Here is a 22,194-nt window from a genome sequence, read left to right as displayed (position 1 = left end):
TCCCACCATCCATGGCGGTCAGATACTGGAGGTAGAGTAACGCAGGAGCTTGTTACCGAGGATCACTATTCGCTTCAATCATCTGCCTTGCCTACAGCACTTTGAACTCCCGCTGAAAGATCACATAGTTAATAGGATTGGTATTAAATATAAAAAGGTCGCTTTATAAGCGACCTTTTTTATTTTCCCTTAGAGGTATTAGCAATGTTTTGCAGAAAATTCATTCATAAAATTAACCAAGGCTTGTACGCCTTCAAGTGGCATTGCATTATAAATGCTCGCACGCATACCACCCACAATACGGTGACCTTTTAGCGCAACTAAACCCGCCTGCTCCGCTTGCTTTAAAAACTCAGCATCTAAGTTATTGTCAACAAGCTGGAACGTCACGTTCATCCGTGAGCGATTATGTGGTGCCACGCCATTTTTATAAAATGGATTACTGTCTATACATTCATACAATAGCGCTGCTTTTTGCTGGTTAACTTCTGCCATCGCACTTACGCCACCTTTTGCGGCTAACCAAGCAAACACTTCTGAGGCTAAATACCATGCAAATGTAGGAGGTGTATTAAACATTGAACCATGTTCAACGGCAACACGATAATCCATCACAGATGACTGGGGCAAACTAGGCAGTTTGAGCATATCATCACGAACGATAACAATTGATAGTCCTGATGGGCCAATGTTTTTTTGCGCGCCTGCGTAAATAAGGCCGTACTTAGTCACATCAATTTCATGGGACATAATAGTTGACGACAAATCCGCAACAATTGGCCATGGGCTATCTAACTCTTCAAAAATTTCAATACCATCGACGGTTTCGTTAGAACAATAATGAACATAACGATAATCTTTATCAATTGTCGTTAAATCAGGCAATACCACCTGATTTAGCCCATCAACTTGTTCGACAATTTTAATGGTATCGATTTGGCTTTCATTCACTAATTTTCGTGCTTCGGTGACTGCCGCTGATGACCATTGACCACTGACCAAATAAAGCGCCTGGCCGTTATCTCCTAAAAAGTTATTAACGACATTAGAAAACTGGGCGCGGCCACCGCCATGCATGAATAACACATGGTAATTCTGAGGAATATTCATTAGCTGACGTAAGGTCGCTTCTGCTTGCTCGGTCAGTGCTATAAATTCTTTACTTCGGTGACTGATTTCCATTACGGAAACGCCAAGGCCATTCCAATCAATTAATTCCTGTTGTGCTTTTTGCATCACAGCTTGAGGTAACATCGCAGGTCCTGCACAGAAATTATAAATCGTGCTCACAGACAACTCCTTGACTCAGTTTTTCATTTATCAAATAAGACCTTTAATACTAAGGAGTTTAACCTCTGTTGAATAGGGGGCTATCCGTCTATTTTGCTGAATATTTTTCCGTAAAATAAAACGAGCGCCAAAAGGCGCTCGTTTTAGAGGTTGTAAATAGAACGTTGAGGGTTAATCCTGTTCGTCGTTCTCTACATCACTTTCTACATCAGAACCTGTCGATTCGGTTGACTCGCCGTCAGTAACGTCACCTTCGATAACATCTACAGGCGGGATAACATTGCCTTCTTCATCTAATTGCTCTTCAGTTTGAATTTCTTCAATACGTTGTAAGCCTACAACTTTTTCGTCTTCAGCGGTACGAATAATGGTCACACCTTGAGTGTTACGACCAATGATTGATACGCCTTCAGCTGGAGTACGAACTAACGTCCCTTTGTTACTGATTAACATGATTTCGTCGAGCCCACCAACTTGTACGGCACCGACAACTGAACCATTACGCTCGCTCACTTTAATCGATACCACACCTTTAGTGCCACGGCTCTTCGCTGGGTATTCATTTAACTCTGTGCGTTTACCATAACCATTTTCTGTTACGGTTAAAATTGCACCATCACCTTTAGGAACTATCAGTGAAACGACTTTCTGACCGTCTTCAAGCTTAATACCACGGACACCAGTTGCTGTACGGCCCATTGGACGTAATGCAATGATTTCTTCACCCGTTTCAGCATCAATTTTTACTTCGCCAGTTTCGGAGTCACGGGCTTTCTCGTTAAAGCGAACCACTTTACCTTCGTTAGAGAACAACATGATGTCGTCACTACCTTCAGTAATATCGACGCCAATTAATTGGTCGCCATCTTTAAGGTTAACCGCAATAATGCCATTTGCACGAGGGTTGCTGTATGCCGTTAATGCCGTTTTCTTAACAGTACCGTGTGCTGTCGCCATGATAATAAATTTATCATCTGCGTACTCACGAACCGGTAATATGGCAGTAATATGCTCACCGTCAGACAATGGTAATAAGTTAACAATTGGACGACCACGGGCAGTTCGACTTGCCAGTGGTAATTGATACACTTTTAACCAGTACATTTTGCCGAAGTCAGAGAAACATAAAATGGTGTCGTGGGTATTAGCAACAAGCAGTTTTTCAACAAAGTCTTCGTCTTTCACTTTAGTTGCCGCTTTACCTTTACCTCCACGACGCTGAGCTTGATAGTCAGACAATGGCTGATACTTGGCGTAACCTAAGTGCGACAATGTCACGACAACGTCTTCTTCGTTGATTAAGTCTTCAAGACTCATGTCAATTTCGTTGGCATTGATAACCGTGCGACGCTCATCACCATATTGCTCAAGAATTTCTTCTAACTCTTCTTTGATGACTTCCATTAAACGTTCTGGGCTACGAAGAATTAGCAATAAGCCTGCTATCAGGATCAAAAGTTCTTCATATTCAGCCAAAATCTTGTCATGTTCTAGACCGGTTAAACGGTGTAGGCGTAACTCAAGAATCGCTTGTGCTTGTTGCTCAGTTAAATAGTACTGACCATCACGAATACCATACTCAGGCTCTAACCACTCTGGACGTGCAGCATCATCGCCTGCTTTTTCTAGCATGCCTTGAACATTACCTAATGCCCAACCTTGCACCACTAATTTAGCTTTAGCTTCTGCAGGGGTTGGCGATGCTTTAATTAATGCAATAATAGGATCAATGTTTGCAAGCGCAATGGCTAATGCTTCAAGAATATGAGCTCGTTCACGTGCCTTGCGTAATTCAAATACTGTGCGGCGCGTAACCACTTCACGACGGTGAAGGATAAAGCACTCGAGCATTTCTTTAAGGTTAAACAATTTAGGCTGACCGTTAGTCAATGCCACCATGTTAATACCAAAAGAACACTGCATTTGAGTTTGAGCATATAAGTTGTTTAATACAACTTCGCCCACTTCGCCACGCTTGATTTCAATCACAATACGCATGCCGTCTTTATCAGACTCATCGCGTAGGCCACTGATTCCTTCTAATTTTTTATCTTTAACAAGCTCGGCAATTTTTTCAATCAAGCGTGCTTTGTTAACTTGATATGGAATTTCATGAACAATAATACGTTCACGACCATTATCTTCAGTTTCGATTTCGGCTTTAGAGCGCATAATCGCGCGGCCACGGCCCGTGTTATAAGCATCAATAATGCCTTTACGACCGTTAATAGATGCTGCTGTTGGAAAATCTGGGCCAGGAATATATTCCATTAACTGTTCAATCGATAAACTTGGCTCTTCGATTAATGCTAAACAGCCCTTAACCACTTCAGTTAAGTTATGTGGTGGAATGTTGGTGGCCATACCAACGGCAATACCTGACGAGCCATTAATCAACAGGTTAGGTACACGAGTTGGTAGTACTGCGGGGATCATCTCGGTGCCGTCATAGTTAGGCACAAAATCCACAGTTTCTTTTTCAAGGTCGGCTAATAATGAATGCGCCAACTTTTGCATACGGATTTCGGTATAACGCATCGCCGCGGCAGAGTCACCATCGACAGAACCAAAGTTCCCTTGACCGTCAACCAATGTGTAGCGTAACGAGAACGGTTGCGCCATACGTACAATAGTATCGTACACAGCAGTGTCACCATGCGGGTGATATTTACCAATTACGTCACCAACAACACGAGCAGATTTTTTATATGGTTTGTTCCAATCGTTTTTTAATTCGCTCATTGCGAACAATACTCGACGATGAACAGGTTTTAAACCGTCACGAACGTCAGGTAATGCACGACCTACAATTACACTCATGGCGTAATCAAGGTAAGAATTCTTAAGTTCGTCTTCGATATTAATTGGCGAAATAGATGATGCCAGATCAGTCATAAACTGCGCGTTCCTCTAAAGTGAGCTGACAATAAAACTTCCATATTATTATCTAGCTTAAAAACGTGATTTGGCATTCTAACACAGATATTTAATGTCGCCAGAGCAAAGACTAGCCAAATGCTCTGTCACTTAAAAATATTATTCAAAAGCTAATATTTTAAGCTGATTTAAGTTATTAACTTGCTAATATATGACTAATTTCTACTAAAAATAAACGGCATCTTGTTGATGCTTTAGGCACTTAAGTGCACAAAATGACAATTTGTAGAGTTTAAGTGGATATTTTATGAGCAAGTGCATATGGCAAAAGTCATTGTTGACTACTATTCACAAAGGTTATCGCTATAATAGCGACCATACTTTATTAAACACTGTAGGTTAAGTTATGTCACAAGCCGAGCAATCGACACCCAATGTAGATCCTGTAGAGATCGCAAAATTTGAAGCGATGGCACAAACATGGTGGGATCTCAATGGCGAGTTCAAACCATTACATTTACTTAATCCTCTGCGTTTAAACTACATCGACCAAACCGCCAACGGCATTTTCGGTATGAAAGTATTGGATGTGGGTTGTGGTGGTGGCATTTTATCTGAAAGCATGGCACGCATTGGTGCTCAAGTTGATGGCATTGATATGGGGACTGAACCACTTGAAATAGCCAAACTGCATGCGTTGGAGTCTGGGGTCTCTGTTAATTATCTTAAAACAACGGCAGAAGCACATCGCGACAACCATCGTGAGTTTTACGATGTCGTCACTTGCATGGAAATGCTTGAACATGTGCCAGACCCACAGTCGGTGATTCAAGCATGTTGTGACATGGTTAAACCTAATGGCTTTGTTTTTTTCTCAACCATTAATCGCAACATGATGTCTTATTTACAAACCATTATTGGTGCTGAATATTTATTAAAAATGTTACCCGTTGGCACCCATGACCATAGTAAGTTTATTCGTCCTGCTGAATTAATGGCTTTGGTCGATAACACCGACTTATTGTGCAAAGACGCCTTAGGCATAACTTACAACCCATTATCAGGTGTGTTTAAGTACACGAAAAGCGTTGAAGTAAACTACATGATAGCCACCCAAAAAATCGACTAATCAAGGTCAACTCGCTTCATAGCATGAATCTTTACAATATAACGTCAAATAGCGTTGTTGGTGACATAACGTTATTTGACCTCACATAAGTTAGCCGTACTTTATTCACGTTGGGAGCCAGCCCTTGCATAAACACGATATAAAAGGGGTGCTATTCGATTTAGATGGAACTCTAGCCGATACCGCACCAGATTTAGTGCAGGCATTAAACCTTAGTTTAGATGATGCCGGATTTGCCCCCCAGTCGCTTGTTAAAATGCGTCATGCAGCCTCACATGGTAGCTTATATTTAGTTAAAACCGCGATTCCAGACGCCAGTGAACAAGTCCAAATCGACATTCAACAGGCTCTGCTACTGCATTATGCTAGGATAAATGGCAATCACAGTCGTTTATTCGACGACTTACCCGAACTATTATCCCTATTAGATAGCCAAGCCATTCCGTATGGTGTGGTAACCAATAAACCGGCTCGCTTTGCCAGACCATTGGTCGAAAAATTAGGCTTAACCCATAGATTAAAAACCATGATCAGTGGCGATAGTACCCGTTTTTCTAAACCCTTTACGGCCCCCATGTTTTTGGCTGCACAACAAATTTCGATTAATCCTCAAGATATCTTATATTTAGGCGATGCTGAACGTGACTTAATTGCTGCCCACAATGCCAATATGTTAGGCGGCGTTGCGTTATGGGGCTATTTATCTGCCACAGACACGCCAGATACCTGGCCTGCACACAGACAATTTGAACACGGTAAATCACTTAAGCAGTTCTTCATCGAGTAAGATCATTAATCACCTTTTGTGATTATATCGTCTGTAAATGATGATCAAAATTGGCTTATGGATACAGATTACTAATGGATATTGATGCCCGATCAAAATGATAAAAAGATCAACCAATAATTGGTCATTTCATTTTGATCGCTGTTTATTTTAGCGATCAATTCTTTGTTATTTAACAGTTGAAAAAATCTCATTTTTCAAAAACACTTTATAAATTTGGGCTCTAGGGTTAGTCATCACTAACCCTACCGTTTATCCTCAACTTATCCACAAGATATTATTAAAATTGTGGCTTGCAAATCACCTCAAACCTCACTATCTTGTATCTTAGTTTTTAAATAACACCATATCTTGTGTGTGGTAGGCAATCAAACGCACTACGCTGGTGCATGACAAAATGCGTAGAGATTAGCTAAACACTCTTGGTTTTCATGCCATGTTGTGAGTGTGTTTAGATTGATTGTTTTAACATGGAATTGTTTTGTTACTGATTCGGATCGAATCAAGCAGCACGGTATCCTGCAACAGATCACATGATTAGATATAGAACCAAGGCCTCTCTTCAATGAATAGCAATATGACAGTCACTAAACGCAGTGGCGAACGTGAATCGATCGATTTAGACAAAATTCATCGCGTGATCACTTGGGCTGCCAAGGGGTTAAAAAACGTCTCGGTATCTGAAGTAGAACTTAGATCTCACTTGCAGTTTTTTGACGGCATTCCAACAGAAGCCATTCATGAAACCATCATTAAAGCTGCGGCTGATTTGATTTCCCCTGAAGCGCCGGATTATCAGTTTTTAGCCGCCCGTTTAGCGGTATTTCATTTACGTAAAAAGGCGTTTGGTCAATTTGAACCGCCTAAGTTATATGATCACGTCACCAAGTTAGTTGAAATTGGTAAATACGACATGCATATCATGGCTGATTACAGTCGTGAAGAACTAGACATTCTCGATAGTTATATTGATCATTGGCGTGATATGAATTTCTCTTACGCCGCGGTCAAGCAACTTGAAGGGAAATACCTCGTTCAAAACCGTGTAACACATGAAGTATATGAAAGTGCTCAGTTTTTATATATATTAGTCGCGGCATGTTTATTTGCTCGTTACCCAAAAGAAATCCGTTTGAAATACATTAAAGATTTCTACGATGCGACCTCTTTATTCAAGATTTCTCTGCCGACACCCATTATGGCCGGTGTGCGTACACCTACCCGTCAGTTCAGCTCATGCGTATTAATTGAGTGTGATGACAGCTTAGATTCAATCAATGCAACCGCATCTTCTATCGTTAAATATGTCAGCCAACGTGCTGGCATTGGTATTAACGCGGGTCGTATTCGTGCCCTTGGTAGCCCGATTCGCGGCGGTGAAGCATTCCACACTGGTTGTTTGCCATTTTATAAGTATTTCCAAACAGCAGTGAAGTCGTGTTCTCAAGGCGGTGTACGTGGTGGTGCAGCTACCCTTTTCTATCCTTTATGGCATTTAGAAGTTGAATCGCTACTTGTATTGAAAAACAACCGTGGTGTTGACGACAACCGAGTCCGTCATCTTGACTACGGCGTGCAGTTAAACAAGTTAATGTACCAACGCTTGATTAAAGGTGAATACATTAGTCTATTTAGCCCATCGGACGTGCCGGGCCTTTATGATGCATTCTTTGAAGACCAAGCTGAGTTTGAACGTTTGTACCTCCAATATGAGCAAGACAGCAATATCCGCAAAAAACAAATTAAAGCGGTTGAACTGTTTTCATTGATGATGCAAGAACGTGCTTCTACTGGGCGAATTTACATTCAAAACGTCGATCACTGTAATACCCATAGCCCGTTTGACTCTAAAGTTGCGCCAATTAAGCAATCAAATTTGTGTTTAGAAATTGCCTTGCCGACGAAGCCGCTAACAAACATTGATGATCCTAATGGTGAAATCGCGTTATGTACTTTGTCAGCACTTAATTTAGGGGCAATTAGTGACTTATCTGAGCTTGAGCCGTTAGCTGATCTAGCCGTACGTGCATTAGATAACTTACTTGATTACCAAGATTACCCAATTAAAGCAGCGCAAACGAGTTCGATGAACCGTCGTACTTTAGGTATAGGTGTGATTAACTTTGCTAATTACTTAGCTAAAAACGGTAAAAAGTATTCTGATGGGTCAGCAAATAACTTAACCCACAAAACCTTTGAAGCGATTCAATTCTATTTGCTTAAAGCGTCAATGAACTTGGCTAAAGAACAAGGTGCATGTCCGTTATTTCACGAGACAACCTACTCGAAAGGTATTTTACCTATCGACACCTACAAGCGCGATTTAGACAAAATTTGTGATGAGCCATTGCACATGGATTGGGAAAGTTTACGTAGCGACATTAAACAATACGGTTTACGTAACTCAACCCTTTCAGCATTAATGCCGTCTGAAACGTCATCGCAAATATCAAACGCGACTAATGGTATTGAGCCTCCACGTGGTTTAATCAGTGTTAAGGCCAGTAAAGATGGTCAGTTAAAGCAAGTAGTACCAGACTTTGACCTACTTAAAGATAAATATGAATTGCTTTGGAACATGCCAAACAATGATGGTTATATTCAACTTGTTGGATTAATGCAGAAGTTTATCGACCAAGCCATTTCAGCTAACACCAATTACGACCCAAGTCGTTTTGAAGGTGGTCGAGTGCCGATGCAAACTTTACTCAAAGATTTGTTAAGTGTTTACAAACTTGGCGTTAAAACACTGTATTATCATAATACTCGTGACGGTGCATCGGATCAATTTGACGACATTATTGCCGTCGAAGAAGAAGACGATGGCTGCGGCGGCGGTGCGTGTAAAATATGATCCCTTAGTTTTTATAAAAGTATCACTTTATGAATATTTAGCGGGGTCTACCCCGCTTTTTGGAAAATGCGTTTTCAGGACACCTAAATAATGGCTTACTCTACATTTTGTCAAACACCAAATGATTCAACCAAAGAACCTATGTTTTTCGGTCAATCAGTTAATGTGGCACGCTACGATCAACAGAAATACGAAGTATTCGAAAAGCTAATTGAAAAACAATTATCGTTTTTCTGGCGCCCTGAAGAAGTTGATGTTAGCCGCGACAAAATTGATTTTGGTGACTTACCTGAACACGAAAAACATATTTTCTTGTCAAACCTTAAATATCAAACCTTACTCGATTCAATACAAGGTCGTTCACCTAATGTGGCATTTTTGCCCTTGGTATCACTGCCTGAGTTAGAAACGTGGATAGAAACATGGTCATTTTCTGAAACCATCCACTCGCGTTCATACACTCATATTATTCGAAATATCGTCAATAACCCATCTGTGGTATTTGACGATATCGTTCAAAATGAAGAAATCTTAAAGCGGGCTGGTGACATTGCCGCATACTACGATGACTTAATCGAACTCACCCAGATTAATAACCTTTTAGGTGAAGGAACTCACGTCATTAACGGTAAAGAAATTACCGTTAACTCTCGTATTCTCAAAAAGTCATTATATTTGTGCATGATGTCGGTTAATGCCTTAGAAGCAATTCGTTTCTATGTCAGTTTTGCTTGTTCATTTGCCTTTGCAGAACGTCGTTTAATGGAAGGTAATGCAAAAATCATCCGTTTGATTGCCCGAGATGAAGCTTTACACCTTAACAGCACCCAGCACATATTAAGCCTAATGCAAGGGGGTAAAGATGACCCTGAAATGGCTGAAATTGCGCTTGAATGTCAGCAAGAAGCGTACGATTTATTTGTAAAAGCAGCAGAACAAGAAAAAGACTGGGCTAAATACTTATTTAAAGATGGTTCAATGATTGGCTTAAATGAACAGATTTTATGTCAATACGTTGAGTTTATTACCAATCAGCGGATGAAATCGGTACATTTACCGCAACCATACCAAGAACAGTCTAACCCACTACCGTGGATGAAAAACTGGTTAGAAAGTGATGCGGTACAGGTCGCTCCACAAGAGGTAGAAGTGTCTTCATACCTTGTAGGACAAATTGATTCTTCAGTTGATGGCGATGAGTTTTTAGATTTTGACTTATAAAAAACTGTTTAATAAAGCACCTATTGTAAGCTTGAAAGGACAGCCGGTTATTTTATTTGACGGCCAGCACTCAAGCTTATTAGAAGCGCTTGAATCAAAAAAAGTAAAAGTGTTTTCAGAGTGCCGTAATGGATTTTGTGGTGCTTGTAAAACCACACTGATATCAGGAGAAGTTAATTACTTCTCCGAGCCACTTGCAGAGCTCAAATCAGATGAATGTCTACCCTGTTGTTGTGTACCCGATGGAGATGTTAATCTCAAACTCTCAACTGAGGGAGTACAGGTAGTGGCTAAACGTCAATATGCCACAGATAATGATATTCACAAAACAACCACAACATTAAGCCAAGTATTACAGACGCCCGCTAAACTTGCCCACGAACGATAATCGAACTGCCTTTCTGGTATGACTGATATAACTTAACTTTTTGTTGCGGCATCGCAGGATGAAGCATAGCTATCAAGCTCGATAACACCTTGCAAAATAAGGCCATGATAATGGGCTTTTACCAATTGAAAATTCATACTTGGTGCAAAATAATAAGTGACCTCTTCAGCCCCTGTTTGTTCAACGGGTATCAGTTGCAATTCTCCCCACTGAGCGATATTGGCCGTGAGTGCATCTTTAACATAATATTGATAAAACTCAACTGCATCAGAAGCTTGTCTGATAAGCGCAAATTGTTGTCTGCCATGAAGTAGGTATTCACGTATTTGTATCGCTAAAGTATCAACATCTCGTAAAGGAATGCTTTTTGATTGATAAGCAGTAATATCACCATCAAGCTCAACACGAGATTCAAGCCCACTTTTAGCAACGGTCACTTTCAAGTCTCTGGAACGAAAACCGCTAACCTGTTGATGAAAGTTATTGGTAAACCATTCATTTTTGACATTTGACCAAAATATTTCACTACGTTGTTGATATTGCGTACCAATACCTAAAATACTGGCTTCACTATTTGACGTGATAACGGCTGATTTACCCACCCAGTTTTCAATGCGAGTCATTTTCCCTGTATGTAATCCACTCAGATAAATTGAATAATCGAAATGTCGAAAACATTCAGGTTGAAAGTCATCGGCCCACCCACTCTTGCTTTGCAGTAAAACCGTCGATAAGCAGAGTAGCTTCAGCATTCTCTTCGGCAACACACACTTGCCCTTGGATAAAGAAACATTCAATAAGATTGTCATCATTCGTTTTAAAGGCACTATTAATGTCGTCAAACTTGCAGGTATACGCGGTTTTCTCATGGTTTAAAATACTTCATTCACATTTAAGTAAAAGTTAGTTTCATTTTCACCAACCCCCACATCTAAACGTAAATTGATATTATCTTTAATTTTGAATCGAAATCCTGTGCCATAGGCGGTTAATAACGTATCGGTTAACTCACTCACTTTAGGCGCAACACTTCCTACCGCTCCCCAAAATACCATGCCATAGCGCTGGAATACTGGTAAGCGATATTCAATTTGCCCCATCATCATTTGTTCATCACGATATCGACCTCTAATGTAACCGCGCATCGCGTCAGAACCACCAAGATCAGGCAATAAATTCCATGGTACGTCGCCACTGGTTAAATGGCCTTGAACTTGCCAAGCTATCAATCCCGGTGTTGGCCCTAAATCGATATAGTTTGCTAATTCAATATTATAGGTCGAAAATGAATCAAACTTATCATTTTTATATAAGCCTGCATCAATCTGAAAAAGCCACCCTTTTGTCGCGTTTAAACGGTAATCTCTTGAGTCATAAATACTGGTGATAACAACACCTGAACTAAAATTATTTGGTAAAATATTACTCGAATTAACGGTTGCTCCAGTGGAAACCAGCGCTAAATTGTCTGAACTGGCATAAATAAGGTCAGCCCCTACACCAACAAAATAATGGTCCGCAAATTCACTCATCCAACGAGGCTTAAAACTATAAAGTTGTTCGTCAAACTCATGATTATTAAGGTCTTGATCTCCTTGTTCGATCCCCACACCATAATAAACGGCAGCCTCATTATGTAACTCGAGATCAAGCAACAACCGTTGTTTCCCTTGGTTGAAAAATGTCATATTTTCAACATTTACACCATAGGATTGATTCATCGAAACAAATGAATTCAATACCAGAGATGAAGGTTGCTCTTCACTTAAAGCATTGTCAGTTTTGTACAATCCAACCATTAATAACCCAACACCAAATTTCTTTTCTGGTGTGTAATAAGCTGTCGGTAAATAACTCATATCAATGGTTTTAGAGTCATCAAACTTACCGTCGGCACCGAAAACAGTCAGTAATTCATCAACCCAGGTTGGTTCCATATCTTTGGGTGTTTCAAATAAAGGTTCTACTGCGGTGGCGGTGTTAGAAAAAACAAATAGTGCTACAAGTAAGGTCCGTTTCATAAAAACTCTATCAACATATTAAAATAAATTTGCATGATGAAGTCATGCAAAAAATCGGTGATAACAAGGGGTAAATTGTAATTAAATCGTCAATGATTATTCCAGCCATCGGTCAATATAGACTGAATAACAACTTAACGCTTGCTGAAGTGCCATCTCACCGTAAACCGACCATTATACGTTATATATAAGATAATATTGATATTAACGGGTTACGAATGTTAGGTAATATACCATATTTGGCAATGTTTATGGTTATTAACCCAAGCTAAAACAGTCTGTTTTTGTACTATACAATGTTCAATTTAGACTATGTTTAGGTGAATCAATACATCATTAAACATCATTAAACAAGAGTGTAGCGACCAATAATTCATGACACATCAAACTCAATTCATATTGGTAACTTTGCCAAATGAAAATTATTTCCTTAGATATATCATCCAGCGCGCAAGTAAGGTATAACGACGCAATGAAAACGCCTATACGATTACAACCACTGGTTGACGATGGTCTCGTCGATGAAGTGATAAGCCAACTCATGAGTGGCAAAGAAGCAACCGTCTACATGATCCGATGTGGCGATGCGATCCGCTGCGCCAAAGTGTACAAGGAAGCCACTAAACGCAGTTTTAAAAAAGCAGCACAATATCAAGAAGGTCGAAAAACGAAAAACACTCGCCGTGGACGAGCCATGGAAAAAGGCTCTAAATATGGCCGAGAAGAACAAGAAAAAGCTTGGCAACATGCCGAGGTTGATGCGCTATATAAATGCGCAGCGGCTAACATTAGAGTACCAGTGCCCTATGGTTGCTTTGACGGGGTATTGTTGATGGAATTAATCACTGATATTCATGGTGATGTTGCACCTCGATTGAATGACGTAACAACAATGAGTGCAGAACAAGCACAAACACAGCATTACGTTATGATGAGCTATGTTGTTAAAATGCTATGCGCAGGCATTGTCCATGGGGATTTATCAGAATTTAATGTACTGGTTGATCACAATGGACCCGTAATCATCGATCTCCCCCAAGCTATTGACGCTTCGGCGAATAATAATGCCAAAGCAATGCTATTTCGCGATGTGAATAATATGACCGACTATTATTCGCAATTTGCACCAGAATTAACAGCAACAAAATATGCAAAAGAGATGTGGGCCTTGTATGAACAAGGTGAGTTAACTCCAGAAACAGAATTAACAGGCTTATTTGTAGAAGACACCACAGCTGCAGATGTCGATTCTGTACTGGAAGAAATTAACGCCGCGTTTGAAGAAGCGCAAGAAAGACGCGAGCGCATAAACGAAGCAAACAGCGATGAATATTAACCTTATTGTTTATTCACGCTTGTAAGCTCTAAAATCATTCAGTAGACAAATTATCAAACGATTTTGTCTACTTATTTTTTGTTAGTTTACTGGCTTAATTCCATTTTTATCGTTCTTTACTATTCCCAGCTTCTCTCTCCTCTCCTTGCTTAACATCGTCTCGAATGAGGATTGGCGGTCATCATCGAGCTATTTCTCAACCCATACACTTTACATAACCTTACACTTTACAAGGTTAATTGGGTGTATAATTTGATTGTAAAACATACAAGGAGAAAGCTATGAATCGCTATTTGTTACTGATATTACTCGCCTGCCTGACTATATTGCTGTCGGTTAATGCTATTGGTATAGGAAACGGAGGTATGGGAAATGGTGGAATGGGAAATGGTGGAATGGGAAATGGTGGAATGGGAATGTCACAAAGACCTGTTTTTTCTGATTTTGATACCAATCAGGATGAATTAATATCTGAAGAAGAATTTGAACAATTACTAAATACAAGGCAAGAGTTGCGTAAATCTGATGGGCGTCTGTTAAAAAACTCATCTCGTAGTGACGATATGTTTGAACGTATCGATTTGAACAACGATGGGTTTATTGATGCTAAAGAATTTCAAACTCATCGCGATATGATGAGAAGTTCTAAATAATCAATATCGCATAGAGAGGTCCGAATTAATGGCCTCTCTTAATAAACCGTTTACATTTTTAATCAACATTCTGCTGCGATGAGCTTACCTTTAAATACCCCATAAAAAGCAATACAAGCCCCCGCAAATCCTAAAAATGAACATATTAAACGATAGTCATTGTTGTCGATAAAAAAGTTAGCCACACTAAACACTAACAAAATCAACAAACCAATATTTTTGGTCATCATCATCTTAGGTTCAAACATCAGCCATTGTTCACATTTAGGGCATTGGGTTTCAACACCATGTTTACCTTTGCGCACTTGTTTAAGTGCTTTTCGGGTCAGTACACCTTGACAACGAGGACACTCCATCTAACATCACCTTCAATTTATTTTAATTAATATAATACAATGGATTAACGTTTCATTAAAGCCTTCATACTTCGTCACTAAGCTTATGTTTGCTCACTTTTCTCACCTCAACCACCATTTAGAACGTTCGTTCAAATAGTGATTGAACCCATGATCTAGTTACTTTATAGTAAGTCACTAACGCATGATACGACTCGGAGCTTACGCTCTTGGCTAAAAACCCAAATGGAACAATGCACATGGATAAAATGATTGGATTTGATGTTTACGGCACATTAGTGGACCCCGTCGATATAAGCCAACACCTGCAACAACTGATGGGAGACAAAGCACAAGAGTTTGCTCAGCTGTGGCATGATAAAAAAGTGGAGTATTCTTTTCGTCGCGGTTTAATGCAGCAATATGAAGATTTCGGTATTTGTACTCAACAAGCACTGCAATACTGCTTAACAGTATTCAATGTGACACTATCAGACGATGTAAAACAAGCGTTATTGGCAAAGTTTAGCCAACTAACCGCATTTGAAGACGTTATTCCTGGGCTAGCCCTATTACGTAGCCAAGGTCATACACTCGCCGCATTTTCAAATGGACCAGAAATGGCCGTTCGTACATTAATGGACAATGCTGGTGTGCTACCCCAGCTAGATGATGTTATTAGCGTTGACGATCTTAAAACATTTAAACCAAACCCTGCCGTTTACCATTATTTAATGTCTCGCACTCAATCATGCCCCAAGCGTTGTTGGATGGTGTCGAGTAATCCATGGGATGTCATTGGTGCCAAGGCTGCTGGTCTAAAAACGGTTTGGGTCCAGAGAGACTGTAAAAGAATTTTTGACCCTTGGGGTTTTGAGCCAGATTTAACAGTAACCAATTTAATAGAACTAAGTGAACAACTTGGTTCGTGTAATCAATAACTAGGGCCTGTAAATGATAAAAGTATATCTCATGCGAGTTGATACTAATGAAACTAATCAATACACGTTACACTAGCCATATTGTGCTAAGCGTATTTTAAATTTGTATGGATAACCTGTAACGGGTTATCACGAGGAGATGTTATGAGTAACAAATACACCCCTGCAAAAGTTTGGGTAAATGATGCCAAAGGTGCTAATAAATGGGCAAACATTAATAGTCCAGAGTCAGGTGCCAGATTCGATAAAACACTGCCTGTCGGTGAGCATGCTTTACAACTCTATTCCCTTGGCACACCAAACGGACAAAAAGTGACGATTCTTTTAGAAGAACTGCTTGCTTTAGGCATTAAAGAAGCTGAATACGATGCTTATCTTATTAACATTGGTGAATCTGAACAATTCTCATCTGGATTTGTTGGAGTGAATCCAAATTCCAAAATCCCTGCTTTAGTCGATAGATCTTCTGATGAAAATGTTAACGTGTTTGAGTCTGCTTCAATTTTGGTGCATCTCGCAGAGAAATTCGACCAGTTCTTACCTAAAGGTGGAAATGCCAGAACCCAAACCTTTAACTGGTTATTCTGGGCTCAAGGCTCGGCACCTTTCCTCGGCGGCGGATTTGGTCATTTTTACGCTTACGCTGATGAAAAACAGGAATACCCTATTAACCGTTTTGCCATGGAAGTAAAACGCCAATTAGATGTGCTAGATAAACAACTTGCTCACAATACGTATATCACAGGCGATCAATATACTATCGCAGATATGGCAATTTGGCCGTGGTATGGCAATTTAGTGCTTGGTAATTTGTATGATGCCGCCGAATTTCTTCAAGTTGAAGCTTATACTCATGTCGTTCGTTGGGCTAAATTATTGCAAAGTCGTGAAGGGGTACAACGAGGTCGTATCGTCAATCGCTCATGGGGTGAAGCATGGGAACAAGTTGCAGAACGTCATTCAGCTGAAGATATTGATAAAGTGCTTAAACTACGCAGTTAGAGTCAGCCCTTAATTTGACTCTATTATGATAATTTTATTACTGAAAAAGCCTTCTGTGTTACAGAAGGCTTTTTCTTTTTTATATCATCATTACACACCAAACATCTTATGATGTTTAGATGCTCATCGCCAATTCAGCACCTTGACGTATAGCACGTTTAGCATCTAATTCAGCAGCCACATCTACCCCACCAATTAAATGAACAGGTAAGCCAGTGGCTTTTATTTCATCAACTAATGTACGGTTAGACACTTGTCCAGCACATAGCACCACATTATCGACATTAAGGATTTCAGTTTGCTCACCGACGGTAATATGTAGTCCTTTTTCGTCAAATTTTTCGTAGTTTACGCCTGTTTTCATATGCACATCATGTTGCTTCAGCACACTTCGATGGATCCAACCAGTCGTTTTACCTAAACCTTTACCCATTTTACTGGTTTTACGTTGCAGTAAATACACATCACGGCCAGGATTATGTTCAGCTTCGTCAGTTAAACCGCCTGCATGTTGATAGCTTTTATCAATACCCCATTGCTCTAACCACTTGTCGGGTTGCAATGTACTGGATTCACGCTCACATAAGAAATGAGCAATATCGAAACCAATGCCACCGGCACCAATTAACGCGACATGTTGGCCTATTTCAACCTGACCCGTTAACACTTGTTGGTAATCAACCACTTTAGGGTTATCAAAACCGGGTAAATCTAATGCTCGAGGTACAACCCCAGATGAAATAACCACTTCATCAAATTTCTCATTGGCTAACACCGCCGCATCTAATTTGGTATTTAAACGCAACTCTACGTTATGTAGTTTAAGTTGATTTATGAAATATCGAATCGTTTCATTAAACTCTTCTTTACCCGGAATTTTGCGCGCTAAATTAAATTGACCACCCACTTCGGATTTAGCTTCAAATAATACAACCTCATGACCACGGGTCGCTGCATAAACTGAAAATGCCATCCCAGCAGGACCAGCCCCCATGACCGCAATCCGCTTTTTATCCGTTGTTGGCGTAAAGTTAATTTCAGTTTCATAACACGCACGAGGGTTAACTAAACATGTTGCTCGCTTCATTGAAAAGGTATGATCTAAACAGGCTTGGTTACAGCCAATGCAAGTATTTATCAATTCAGGAGTATTGGCAGCCGCTTTATTCACAAATTCTGCATCGGCTAAAAATGGGCGAGCCATAGACACCATATCGGCCTGGCCCGATGCTATGATTTTCTCACCAATTTCTGGAGTATTAATACGATTGGTTGCAATTAACGGCACCTTAACTTCAGCTTTGAGTTTTTCTGTCACCCAAGCAAACGCACCACGAGGCACACTAGTAGAAATTGTCGGAACTCGTGCTTCATGCCAACCAATACCAGTATTAATAATACTTACACCGGCTTGTTCAAGGGATTTTGCCAGTTGAACGACTTCGTCCCAAGTCGAACCGTTATCGACTAAGTCGAGCATTGATAAACGAAATACGATGATGAAATCTTTACCTACTTTGGCACGGATAGCATTAACAATATCAATGGGGAATTTTACGCGTTTCTCATAGCTTCCTCCCCACTCATCGGTGCGTTTATTGGTCCGAGAACTGATAAATTGATTGATTAAATAACCTTCTGAACCCATGACTTCAACACCGTCATAACCCGCTTTTTTAGCAAGTGCGGCACTGGTGGCATAATCTTTAACAGTAGAGCGTACTTGTCGTGCAGACATTGCAGAAGGCGTAAATGGAGTGATAGGTGATTTTATTTTACTGGGAGCTAAGCTAAATGGATGATAGCTATATCGACCCGCATGCAAAATTTGCATGCAAATTTTCCCGCCTGCGTCATGTACAGCATCAGTCACAATTTTATGCTTACCGACTTGCCATGAAAAACTTAACTGACAAGCATGTGGTGCTAAGCGTCCACGTAAATTGGGGGCAATACCTCCAGTTACTATTAAGCCTACACCACCTTGAGCACGTTCTTTATAAAACGCTGCCAGTTTCTCAAATCCGCCTTTTTCTTCTTCTAAGCCTGTGTGCATTGAGCCCATTAACACGCGATTTTTCAGCTGTGTAAAGCCTAGATCTAAAGGTTCTAATAAGTGTGGAAACGACATTCAAACATCCTTTTTAAACAAGTGATTTAATCCAGCATACATCGACAATAATTTTTGCTCAATCATTTAAACGATTGCTAGTCAAAAACCTTTACAATTCAGTTTCACATTTTTACTGATTTTCAGTTACGATGTGTACATTAGACAGATAAAGGAGTGGCAAATGTCCGCTAAACCCTCGTTTTTAAAAAGGATGTTTTTACTGTTATGGAATACAGTAAACGGTATCCGTAAATTCATCATCAATATTATATTTTTTGGTTTATTGGCCGTTATTGCTGTGGTGTTGCTCAACAGCGAAGACGAAATTGTTGTAGAAGATCAATCAGCGTTAGTGTTGAATTTGTCTGGAAGCATAGTGGACCAAAAACATTATGTAGATCCAATAGAAATGGCCTTTAGTCAAGGGCAAGCTAATGATCCTGAAGGTGAAATACTTTTATCTGATGTGCTTTATACCATCAATAATGCCACTGAAGATGCCCGCATTAGTCATATCATTTTAGATTTGGCTAACTTAAAAAGTGCTGGGATCAGTAAAATGACCTCTATTGGTGAAGCTTTACAGCAATTTAAAGCTGCGAATAAATCGGTTATCGCTATGGCAAATGGTTATGATCAAAACCAATATTTCTTAGCCAGTTTTGCTGACAAAATTTATCTCAACACCCAAGGTAGAGTCGCGCTTGATGGCTTAAGTCGTTACCGCTTATATTACAAAGCTGCGCTCGAAAAGTTAAAAATCACCACTCATGTCTTTCGAGTGGGTACATTTAAATCTGCTGTAGAACCTTTTATCCGCGATGATATGTCTGAAGCAGATAAAGAAGCCAGTAAAGTATTGTTAAATGACATCTGGCAAAACTACTCAAGCATTGTTGCAAGTAACCGTCAAATAGGCCCAGACCAACTTGTATTAAGCACAGATGAGTATTTGGCTCAGCTAGACAAAGCGGAAGGTGATAGTGCTCAAGTGGCTATAAACATGAAATGGGTCGATGAATTAGTATCTGCTGATGCATTTCGTGTTGCAATGATAGAACGAATTGGTAGCGATAAAGAAGGTAAAAGCTTTAAACAAATTAGTTTTAATGATTACCGAACATTAACAGCACCAATACCTAAATTTGTTGAGAAAGACTCTGTAGCGATCATTGTTGCAAAGGGTAACATTCTTAATGGTAAGCAACCGGCAGGACAAATTGGTGGTGAAAGCACTTCTGCATTACTCATGAAGGCACGCTTTGACGATAAAGTGAAAGCCGTCGTACTGCGTGTTGACAGTCCTGGTGGTAGTGCATTTGCTTCCGAGCAAATTCGTCAAGAACTTTTAGCACTTAAAAAGGCTGGAAAGCCAGTAGTCGTGAGCATGGGTAGCCTTGCTGCATCGGGTGGCTATTGGATATCTGCAAGTGCCGACTATATTGTGGCAACACCAACCACCCTCACAGGCTCAATTGGTATTTTTGGTATGTTTGCTACATTTGAGCAAGCACTTAATCATATAGGCGTGAACTCTGATGGTGTGGCTACATCCGATTGGGCGGGATTATCTCCTGCGCGGGAATTAAGTCCACAAGTTGCAGCGGTAATACAACGTCATGTTGAACGAGGTTACCATGAATTTATTTCGCTAGTTGCTAAAGAACGACATATGACACTAGAGCAAGTTGATAATATTGCTCAAGGTCGTGTATGGACTGGCAAACGTGCATTAGCACTAGGCCTAGTGGATGAATTAGGCGATATAGATGTTGCATTAGCCAAAGCAGCTGATTTGGCTAAAATGGATAAGTTTGATGTTAAACTTATCGAGCAAGAGCTGAGTGCTGAGCAACAATTTATACAGCAAATTATGGGCGCTTCGGCGGCATATTTGCCCGATAGTGTTCGTCAAACCAGTGTTTTCGAACAGTTTATCAAACAATGGGCTAGTGCATTTGAAGCATTATCAATGTTTGATGATCCCAATAATACTTATCTGTATTGTGAGAACTGTAATTATTAGTCACTGATATCATCGTAATATAAAGATTATTCAAAAAAAGCCTGCTCAGCAGGCTTTTTTATTGGGGATCGATAAATAAACTCGTATAATTCGCACAATCTGTATTTATCGCCACATAAGAGCCCTACATCAATGCCTAAACGTTCAATTTACGTAGCCTATACAGGCGGTACCATCGGAATGCAAAAAACAGAGAATGGCTTTGCACCAGTAGCGGGGTTTTTAACCGATTGTGTTCAGTCTATGCCCGAGTTTTACCATACCGAAATGCCTCAGTTCGTGATACAGGAATACAGCCCGCTAATTGACTCCTCTAATATGGCACCAACAGATTGGCAAATGATTGCTAACGATATTCAAGCAAACTATGAAAAATACGACGGCTTTGTGATTTTGCATGGCACTGACACCATGGCTTATACCGCATCTGCACTATCATTTATGTTGCAAGGCCTATCTAAACCCGTCATTGTCACAGGCTCTCAAATTCCGCTGGCTCAATTACGTTCAGACGGTCAAACAAATTTGCTCAATTCACTTTATATTGCTGCTAACTACCCTGTAGCCGAAGTTTGCTTATTTTTTAATAACAAACTATTTCGTGGTAATCGATCCACCAAAGCCCATGCCGATGGGTTTGATGCATTTGCTTCGCCTAACTTTCCCATGTTGCTCGAAGCTGGCATAAAAATTAACCTGAAAGCGGGTAAAATTAGCCAACCAACAGGGGCTCCTTTAGAGGTTGTGACCATTAGCCCGCAACCTGTAGGTGTGGTGACGCTTTACCCTGGGATTTCCACTGATATTTTTAACAATATTTTACAGCAACCAGTAAAAGCACTGATTTTATTAACGTTTGGTGTAGGTAATGCACCACAAGATAAGCAACTACTGGATACACTTAAACAAGCTGATGAACGCGGCATTATATTGGTTAATTTAACCCAGTGTTTCCAAGGTAAAGTCAACATGGGCGGGTATGCAACTGGCAATGCCTTGGCACAAGCAGGGGTCATTAGTGGTGCAGATATGACCATTGAAGCGGCATTAGCTAAACTACATTATTTGTTGTCTATTGGATTAACCCCTGCGCAAATTAAGCAACGTATGCAGGAAAATCTCATTGGTGAACTAACGACGGACTAAATAACGTTATTCATATTTTTATTTATTATCTCAACCAGATAACAGCTAAAAAATGCGAGCTCATTTGGCTCGCAT

At 40.1% G+C, this 22,194-nt stretch carries 17 protein-coding genes; 11 read left to right on the top strand and 6 right to left on the bottom strand.

Features of this window, described 5'->3' with window-relative positions; all coding sequences use genetic code 11:
* Positions 1 to 198 precede the first annotated feature (198 nt).
* Positions 199 to 1,290, bottom strand: coding sequence for a 3-phosphoserine/phosphohydroxythreonine transaminase (gene serC, locus ACWXWT_RS03070; protein WP_456040152.1), 1,092 nt, complete (start codon positions 1,288 to 1,290; stop codon positions 199 to 201).
* A gap of 171 nt (positions 1,291 to 1,461) precedes the next feature.
* Positions 1,462 to 4,185, bottom strand: a complete 2,724-nt coding sequence (gene gyrA, locus ACWXWT_RS03065) for a DNA gyrase subunit A (RefSeq protein ID WP_456040151.1) — start codon at positions 4,183 to 4,185, stop codon at positions 1,462 to 1,464.
* Positions 4,186 to 4,573: 388 nt separating this feature from the next.
* Here gyrA and ubiG point away from each other — a divergent pair, with 388 nt between their 5' ends.
* From ubiG to yfaE, 5 genes are all read left to right on the top strand, one after another.
* A complete protein-coding gene (ubiG, locus tag ACWXWT_RS03060; protein WP_456040150.1) occupies positions 4,574 to 5,296 on the top strand; it encodes a bifunctional 2-polyprenyl-6-hydroxyphenol methylase/3-demethylubiquinol 3-O-methyltransferase UbiG in 723 nt (240 codons plus the stop codon).
* 124 nt (positions 5,297 to 5,420) lie between these two features.
* Positions 5,421 to 6,083 carry an HAD family hydrolase gene (locus ACWXWT_RS03055; RefSeq protein ID WP_456040149.1) on the top strand — a complete coding sequence of 221 codons (663 nt, stop codon included), beginning with the start codon at positions 5,421 to 5,423 and terminating at the stop codon, positions 6,081 to 6,083.
* A gap of 565 nt (positions 6,084 to 6,648) precedes the next feature.
* Positions 6,649 to 8,937 carry a class 1a ribonucleoside-diphosphate reductase subunit alpha gene (gene nrdA, locus ACWXWT_RS03050; RefSeq protein ID WP_456040148.1) on the top strand — a complete coding sequence of 763 codons (2,289 nt, stop codon included), beginning with the start codon at positions 6,649 to 6,651 and terminating at the stop codon, positions 8,935 to 8,937.
* Between the two features lie 90 nt (positions 8,938 to 9,027).
* On the top strand, positions 9,028 to 10,158 hold the full coding sequence (gene nrdB, locus ACWXWT_RS03045) for a class Ia ribonucleoside-diphosphate reductase subunit beta (protein ID WP_456040147.1): 1,131 nt from the start codon (positions 9,028 to 9,030) through the stop codon (positions 10,156 to 10,158).
* Positions 10,148 to 10,546, top strand: a complete 399-nt coding sequence (gene yfaE / locus ACWXWT_RS03040; protein WP_456040146.1) for a class I ribonucleotide reductase maintenance protein YfaE — start codon at positions 10,148 to 10,150, stop codon at positions 10,544 to 10,546. The genes nrdB and yfaE overlap by 11 nt, the downstream gene beginning before the upstream one ends.
* Before the next feature lie 32 nt (positions 10,547 to 10,578).
* Here yfaE and ACWXWT_RS03035 read toward each other — a convergent pair whose 3' ends face one another.
* Both ACWXWT_RS03035 and ACWXWT_RS03030 read right to left on the bottom strand, forming a co-directional pair.
* Positions 10,579 to 11,298 (bottom strand): hypothetical protein, encoded by a 720-nt coding sequence (locus tag ACWXWT_RS03035; RefSeq protein WP_456040145.1) that lies wholly within the window; start codon positions 11,296 to 11,298, stop codon positions 10,579 to 10,581.
* 120 nt (positions 11,299 to 11,418) lie between these two features.
* Entirely contained in the window at positions 11,419 to 12,567 is a 1,149-nt protein-coding gene (locus ACWXWT_RS03030; RefSeq protein ID WP_456040144.1) for a BamA/TamA family outer membrane protein, read from the bottom strand.
* A gap of 472 nt (positions 12,568 to 13,039) precedes the next feature.
* Between ACWXWT_RS03030 and ACWXWT_RS03025 the strand changes: the two genes are divergently transcribed.
* Both ACWXWT_RS03025 and ACWXWT_RS03020 read left to right on the top strand, forming a co-directional pair.
* The gene (locus ACWXWT_RS03025; protein ID WP_456040143.1) at positions 13,040 to 13,903 is read left to right on the top strand and encodes a PA4780 family RIO1-like protein kinase; all 864 of its coding nucleotides are present in this window, start codon (positions 13,040 to 13,042) and stop codon (positions 13,901 to 13,903) included.
* A gap of 281 nt (positions 13,904 to 14,184) precedes the next feature.
* A complete protein-coding gene (locus tag ACWXWT_RS03020; protein WP_456040142.1) occupies positions 14,185 to 14,556 on the top strand; it encodes an EF-hand domain-containing protein in 372 nt (123 codons plus the stop codon).
* Positions 14,557 to 14,618: 62 nt separating this feature from the next.
* On the opposite strand, the gene ACWXWT_RS03015 is transcribed toward ACWXWT_RS03020, so the two are convergent.
* On the bottom strand, positions 14,619 to 14,912 hold the full coding sequence (locus tag ACWXWT_RS03015) for a hypothetical protein (protein ID WP_456040141.1): 294 nt from the start codon (positions 14,910 to 14,912) through the stop codon (positions 14,619 to 14,621).
* 239 nt (positions 14,913 to 15,151) lie between these two features.
* Between ACWXWT_RS03015 and ACWXWT_RS03010 the strand changes: the two genes are divergently transcribed.
* On the top strand, positions 15,152 to 15,832 hold the full coding sequence (locus ACWXWT_RS03010) for a haloacid dehalogenase type II (protein ID WP_456040140.1): 681 nt from the start codon (positions 15,152 to 15,154) through the stop codon (positions 15,830 to 15,832).
* 144 nt (positions 15,833 to 15,976) lie between these two features.
* Positions 15,977 to 16,834, top strand: coding sequence for a glutathione-dependent disulfide-bond oxidoreductase (gene yghU, locus ACWXWT_RS03005; RefSeq protein WP_456040139.1), 858 nt, complete (start codon positions 15,977 to 15,979; stop codon positions 16,832 to 16,834).
* 115 nt (positions 16,835 to 16,949) lie between these two features.
* On the opposite strand, the gene ACWXWT_RS03000 is transcribed toward yghU, so the two are convergent.
* Complete coding sequence (locus tag ACWXWT_RS03000; RefSeq protein ID WP_456040138.1) at positions 16,950 to 18,965, bottom strand: oxidoreductase; 2,016 nt, start codon at positions 18,963 to 18,965, stop codon at positions 16,950 to 16,952.
* 163 nt (positions 18,966 to 19,128) lie between these two features.
* Here ACWXWT_RS03000 and sppA point away from each other — a divergent pair, with 163 nt between their 5' ends.
* Together sppA and ansA are read left to right on the top strand one after the other, a co-directional pair.
* Positions 19,129 to 20,973 carry a signal peptide peptidase SppA gene (gene sppA, locus ACWXWT_RS02995; RefSeq protein ID WP_456040137.1) on the top strand — a complete coding sequence of 615 codons (1,845 nt, stop codon included), beginning with the start codon at positions 19,129 to 19,131 and terminating at the stop codon, positions 20,971 to 20,973.
* Positions 20,974 to 21,105: 132 nt separating this feature from the next.
* On the top strand, positions 21,106 to 22,119 hold the full coding sequence (gene ansA / locus ACWXWT_RS02990; RefSeq protein WP_456040136.1) for an asparaginase: 1,014 nt from the start codon (positions 21,106 to 21,108) through the stop codon (positions 22,117 to 22,119).
* Positions 22,120 to 22,194: the final 75 nt, after the last annotated feature.

The sequence above is a fragment of the Shewanella sp. A22 genome (assembly GCF_053850585.1).
Note: the sequence above shows the minus strand (reverse complement) of the source record. Positions and strands in the feature narration are given on the sequence as shown.

Excerpts from the sequence above, each read along its gene's own strand:
- sppA (WP_456040137.1), top strand. The coding sequence starts at position 19,129 with ATGTCCGCTAAACCCTCGTTTTTAAAAAGGATGTTTTTACTGTTATGG.
- ACWXWT_RS03015 (WP_456040141.1), bottom strand. The coding sequence starts at position 14,912 with ATGGAGTGTCCTCGTTGTCAAGGTGTACTGACCCGAAAAGCACTTAAA.
- ACWXWT_RS03020 (WP_456040142.1), top strand. The coding sequence starts at position 14,185 with ATGAATCGCTATTTGTTACTGATATTACTCGCCTGCCTGACTATATTG.
- ACWXWT_RS03010 (WP_456040140.1), top strand. The coding sequence starts at position 15,152 with ATGGATAAAATGATTGGATTTGATGTTTACGGCACATTAGTGGACCCC.
- nrdB (WP_456040147.1), top strand. The coding sequence starts at position 9,028 with ATGGCTTACTCTACATTTTGTCAAACACCAAATGATTCAACCAAAGAA.
- yghU (WP_456040139.1), top strand. The coding sequence starts at position 15,977 with ATGAGTAACAAATACACCCCTGCAAAAGTTTGGGTAAATGATGCCAAA.
- ACWXWT_RS03000 (WP_456040138.1), bottom strand. The coding sequence starts at position 18,965 with ATGTCGTTTCCACACTTATTAGAACCTTTAGATCTAGGCTTTACACAG.
- ACWXWT_RS03035 (WP_456040145.1), bottom strand. The coding sequence starts at position 11,298 with ATGCTGAAGCTACTCTGCTTATCGACGGTTTTACTGCAAAGCAAGAGT.
- ACWXWT_RS03025 (WP_456040143.1), top strand. The coding sequence starts at position 13,040 with ATGAAAACGCCTATACGATTACAACCACTGGTTGACGATGGTCTCGTC.
- ubiG (WP_456040150.1), top strand. The coding sequence starts at position 4,574 with ATGTCACAAGCCGAGCAATCGACACCCAATGTAGATCCTGTAGAGATC.
- nrdA (WP_456040148.1), top strand. The coding sequence starts at position 6,649 with ATGAATAGCAATATGACAGTCACTAAACGCAGTGGCGAACGTGAATCG.
- gyrA (WP_456040151.1), bottom strand. The coding sequence starts at position 4,185 with ATGACTGATCTGGCATCATCTATTTCGCCAATTAATATCGAAGACGAA.
- ACWXWT_RS03030 (WP_456040144.1), bottom strand. The coding sequence starts at position 12,567 with ATGAAACGGACCTTACTTGTAGCACTATTTGTTTTTTCTAACACCGCC.
- ansA (WP_456040136.1), top strand. The coding sequence starts at position 21,106 with ATGCCTAAACGTTCAATTTACGTAGCCTATACAGGCGGTACCATCGGA.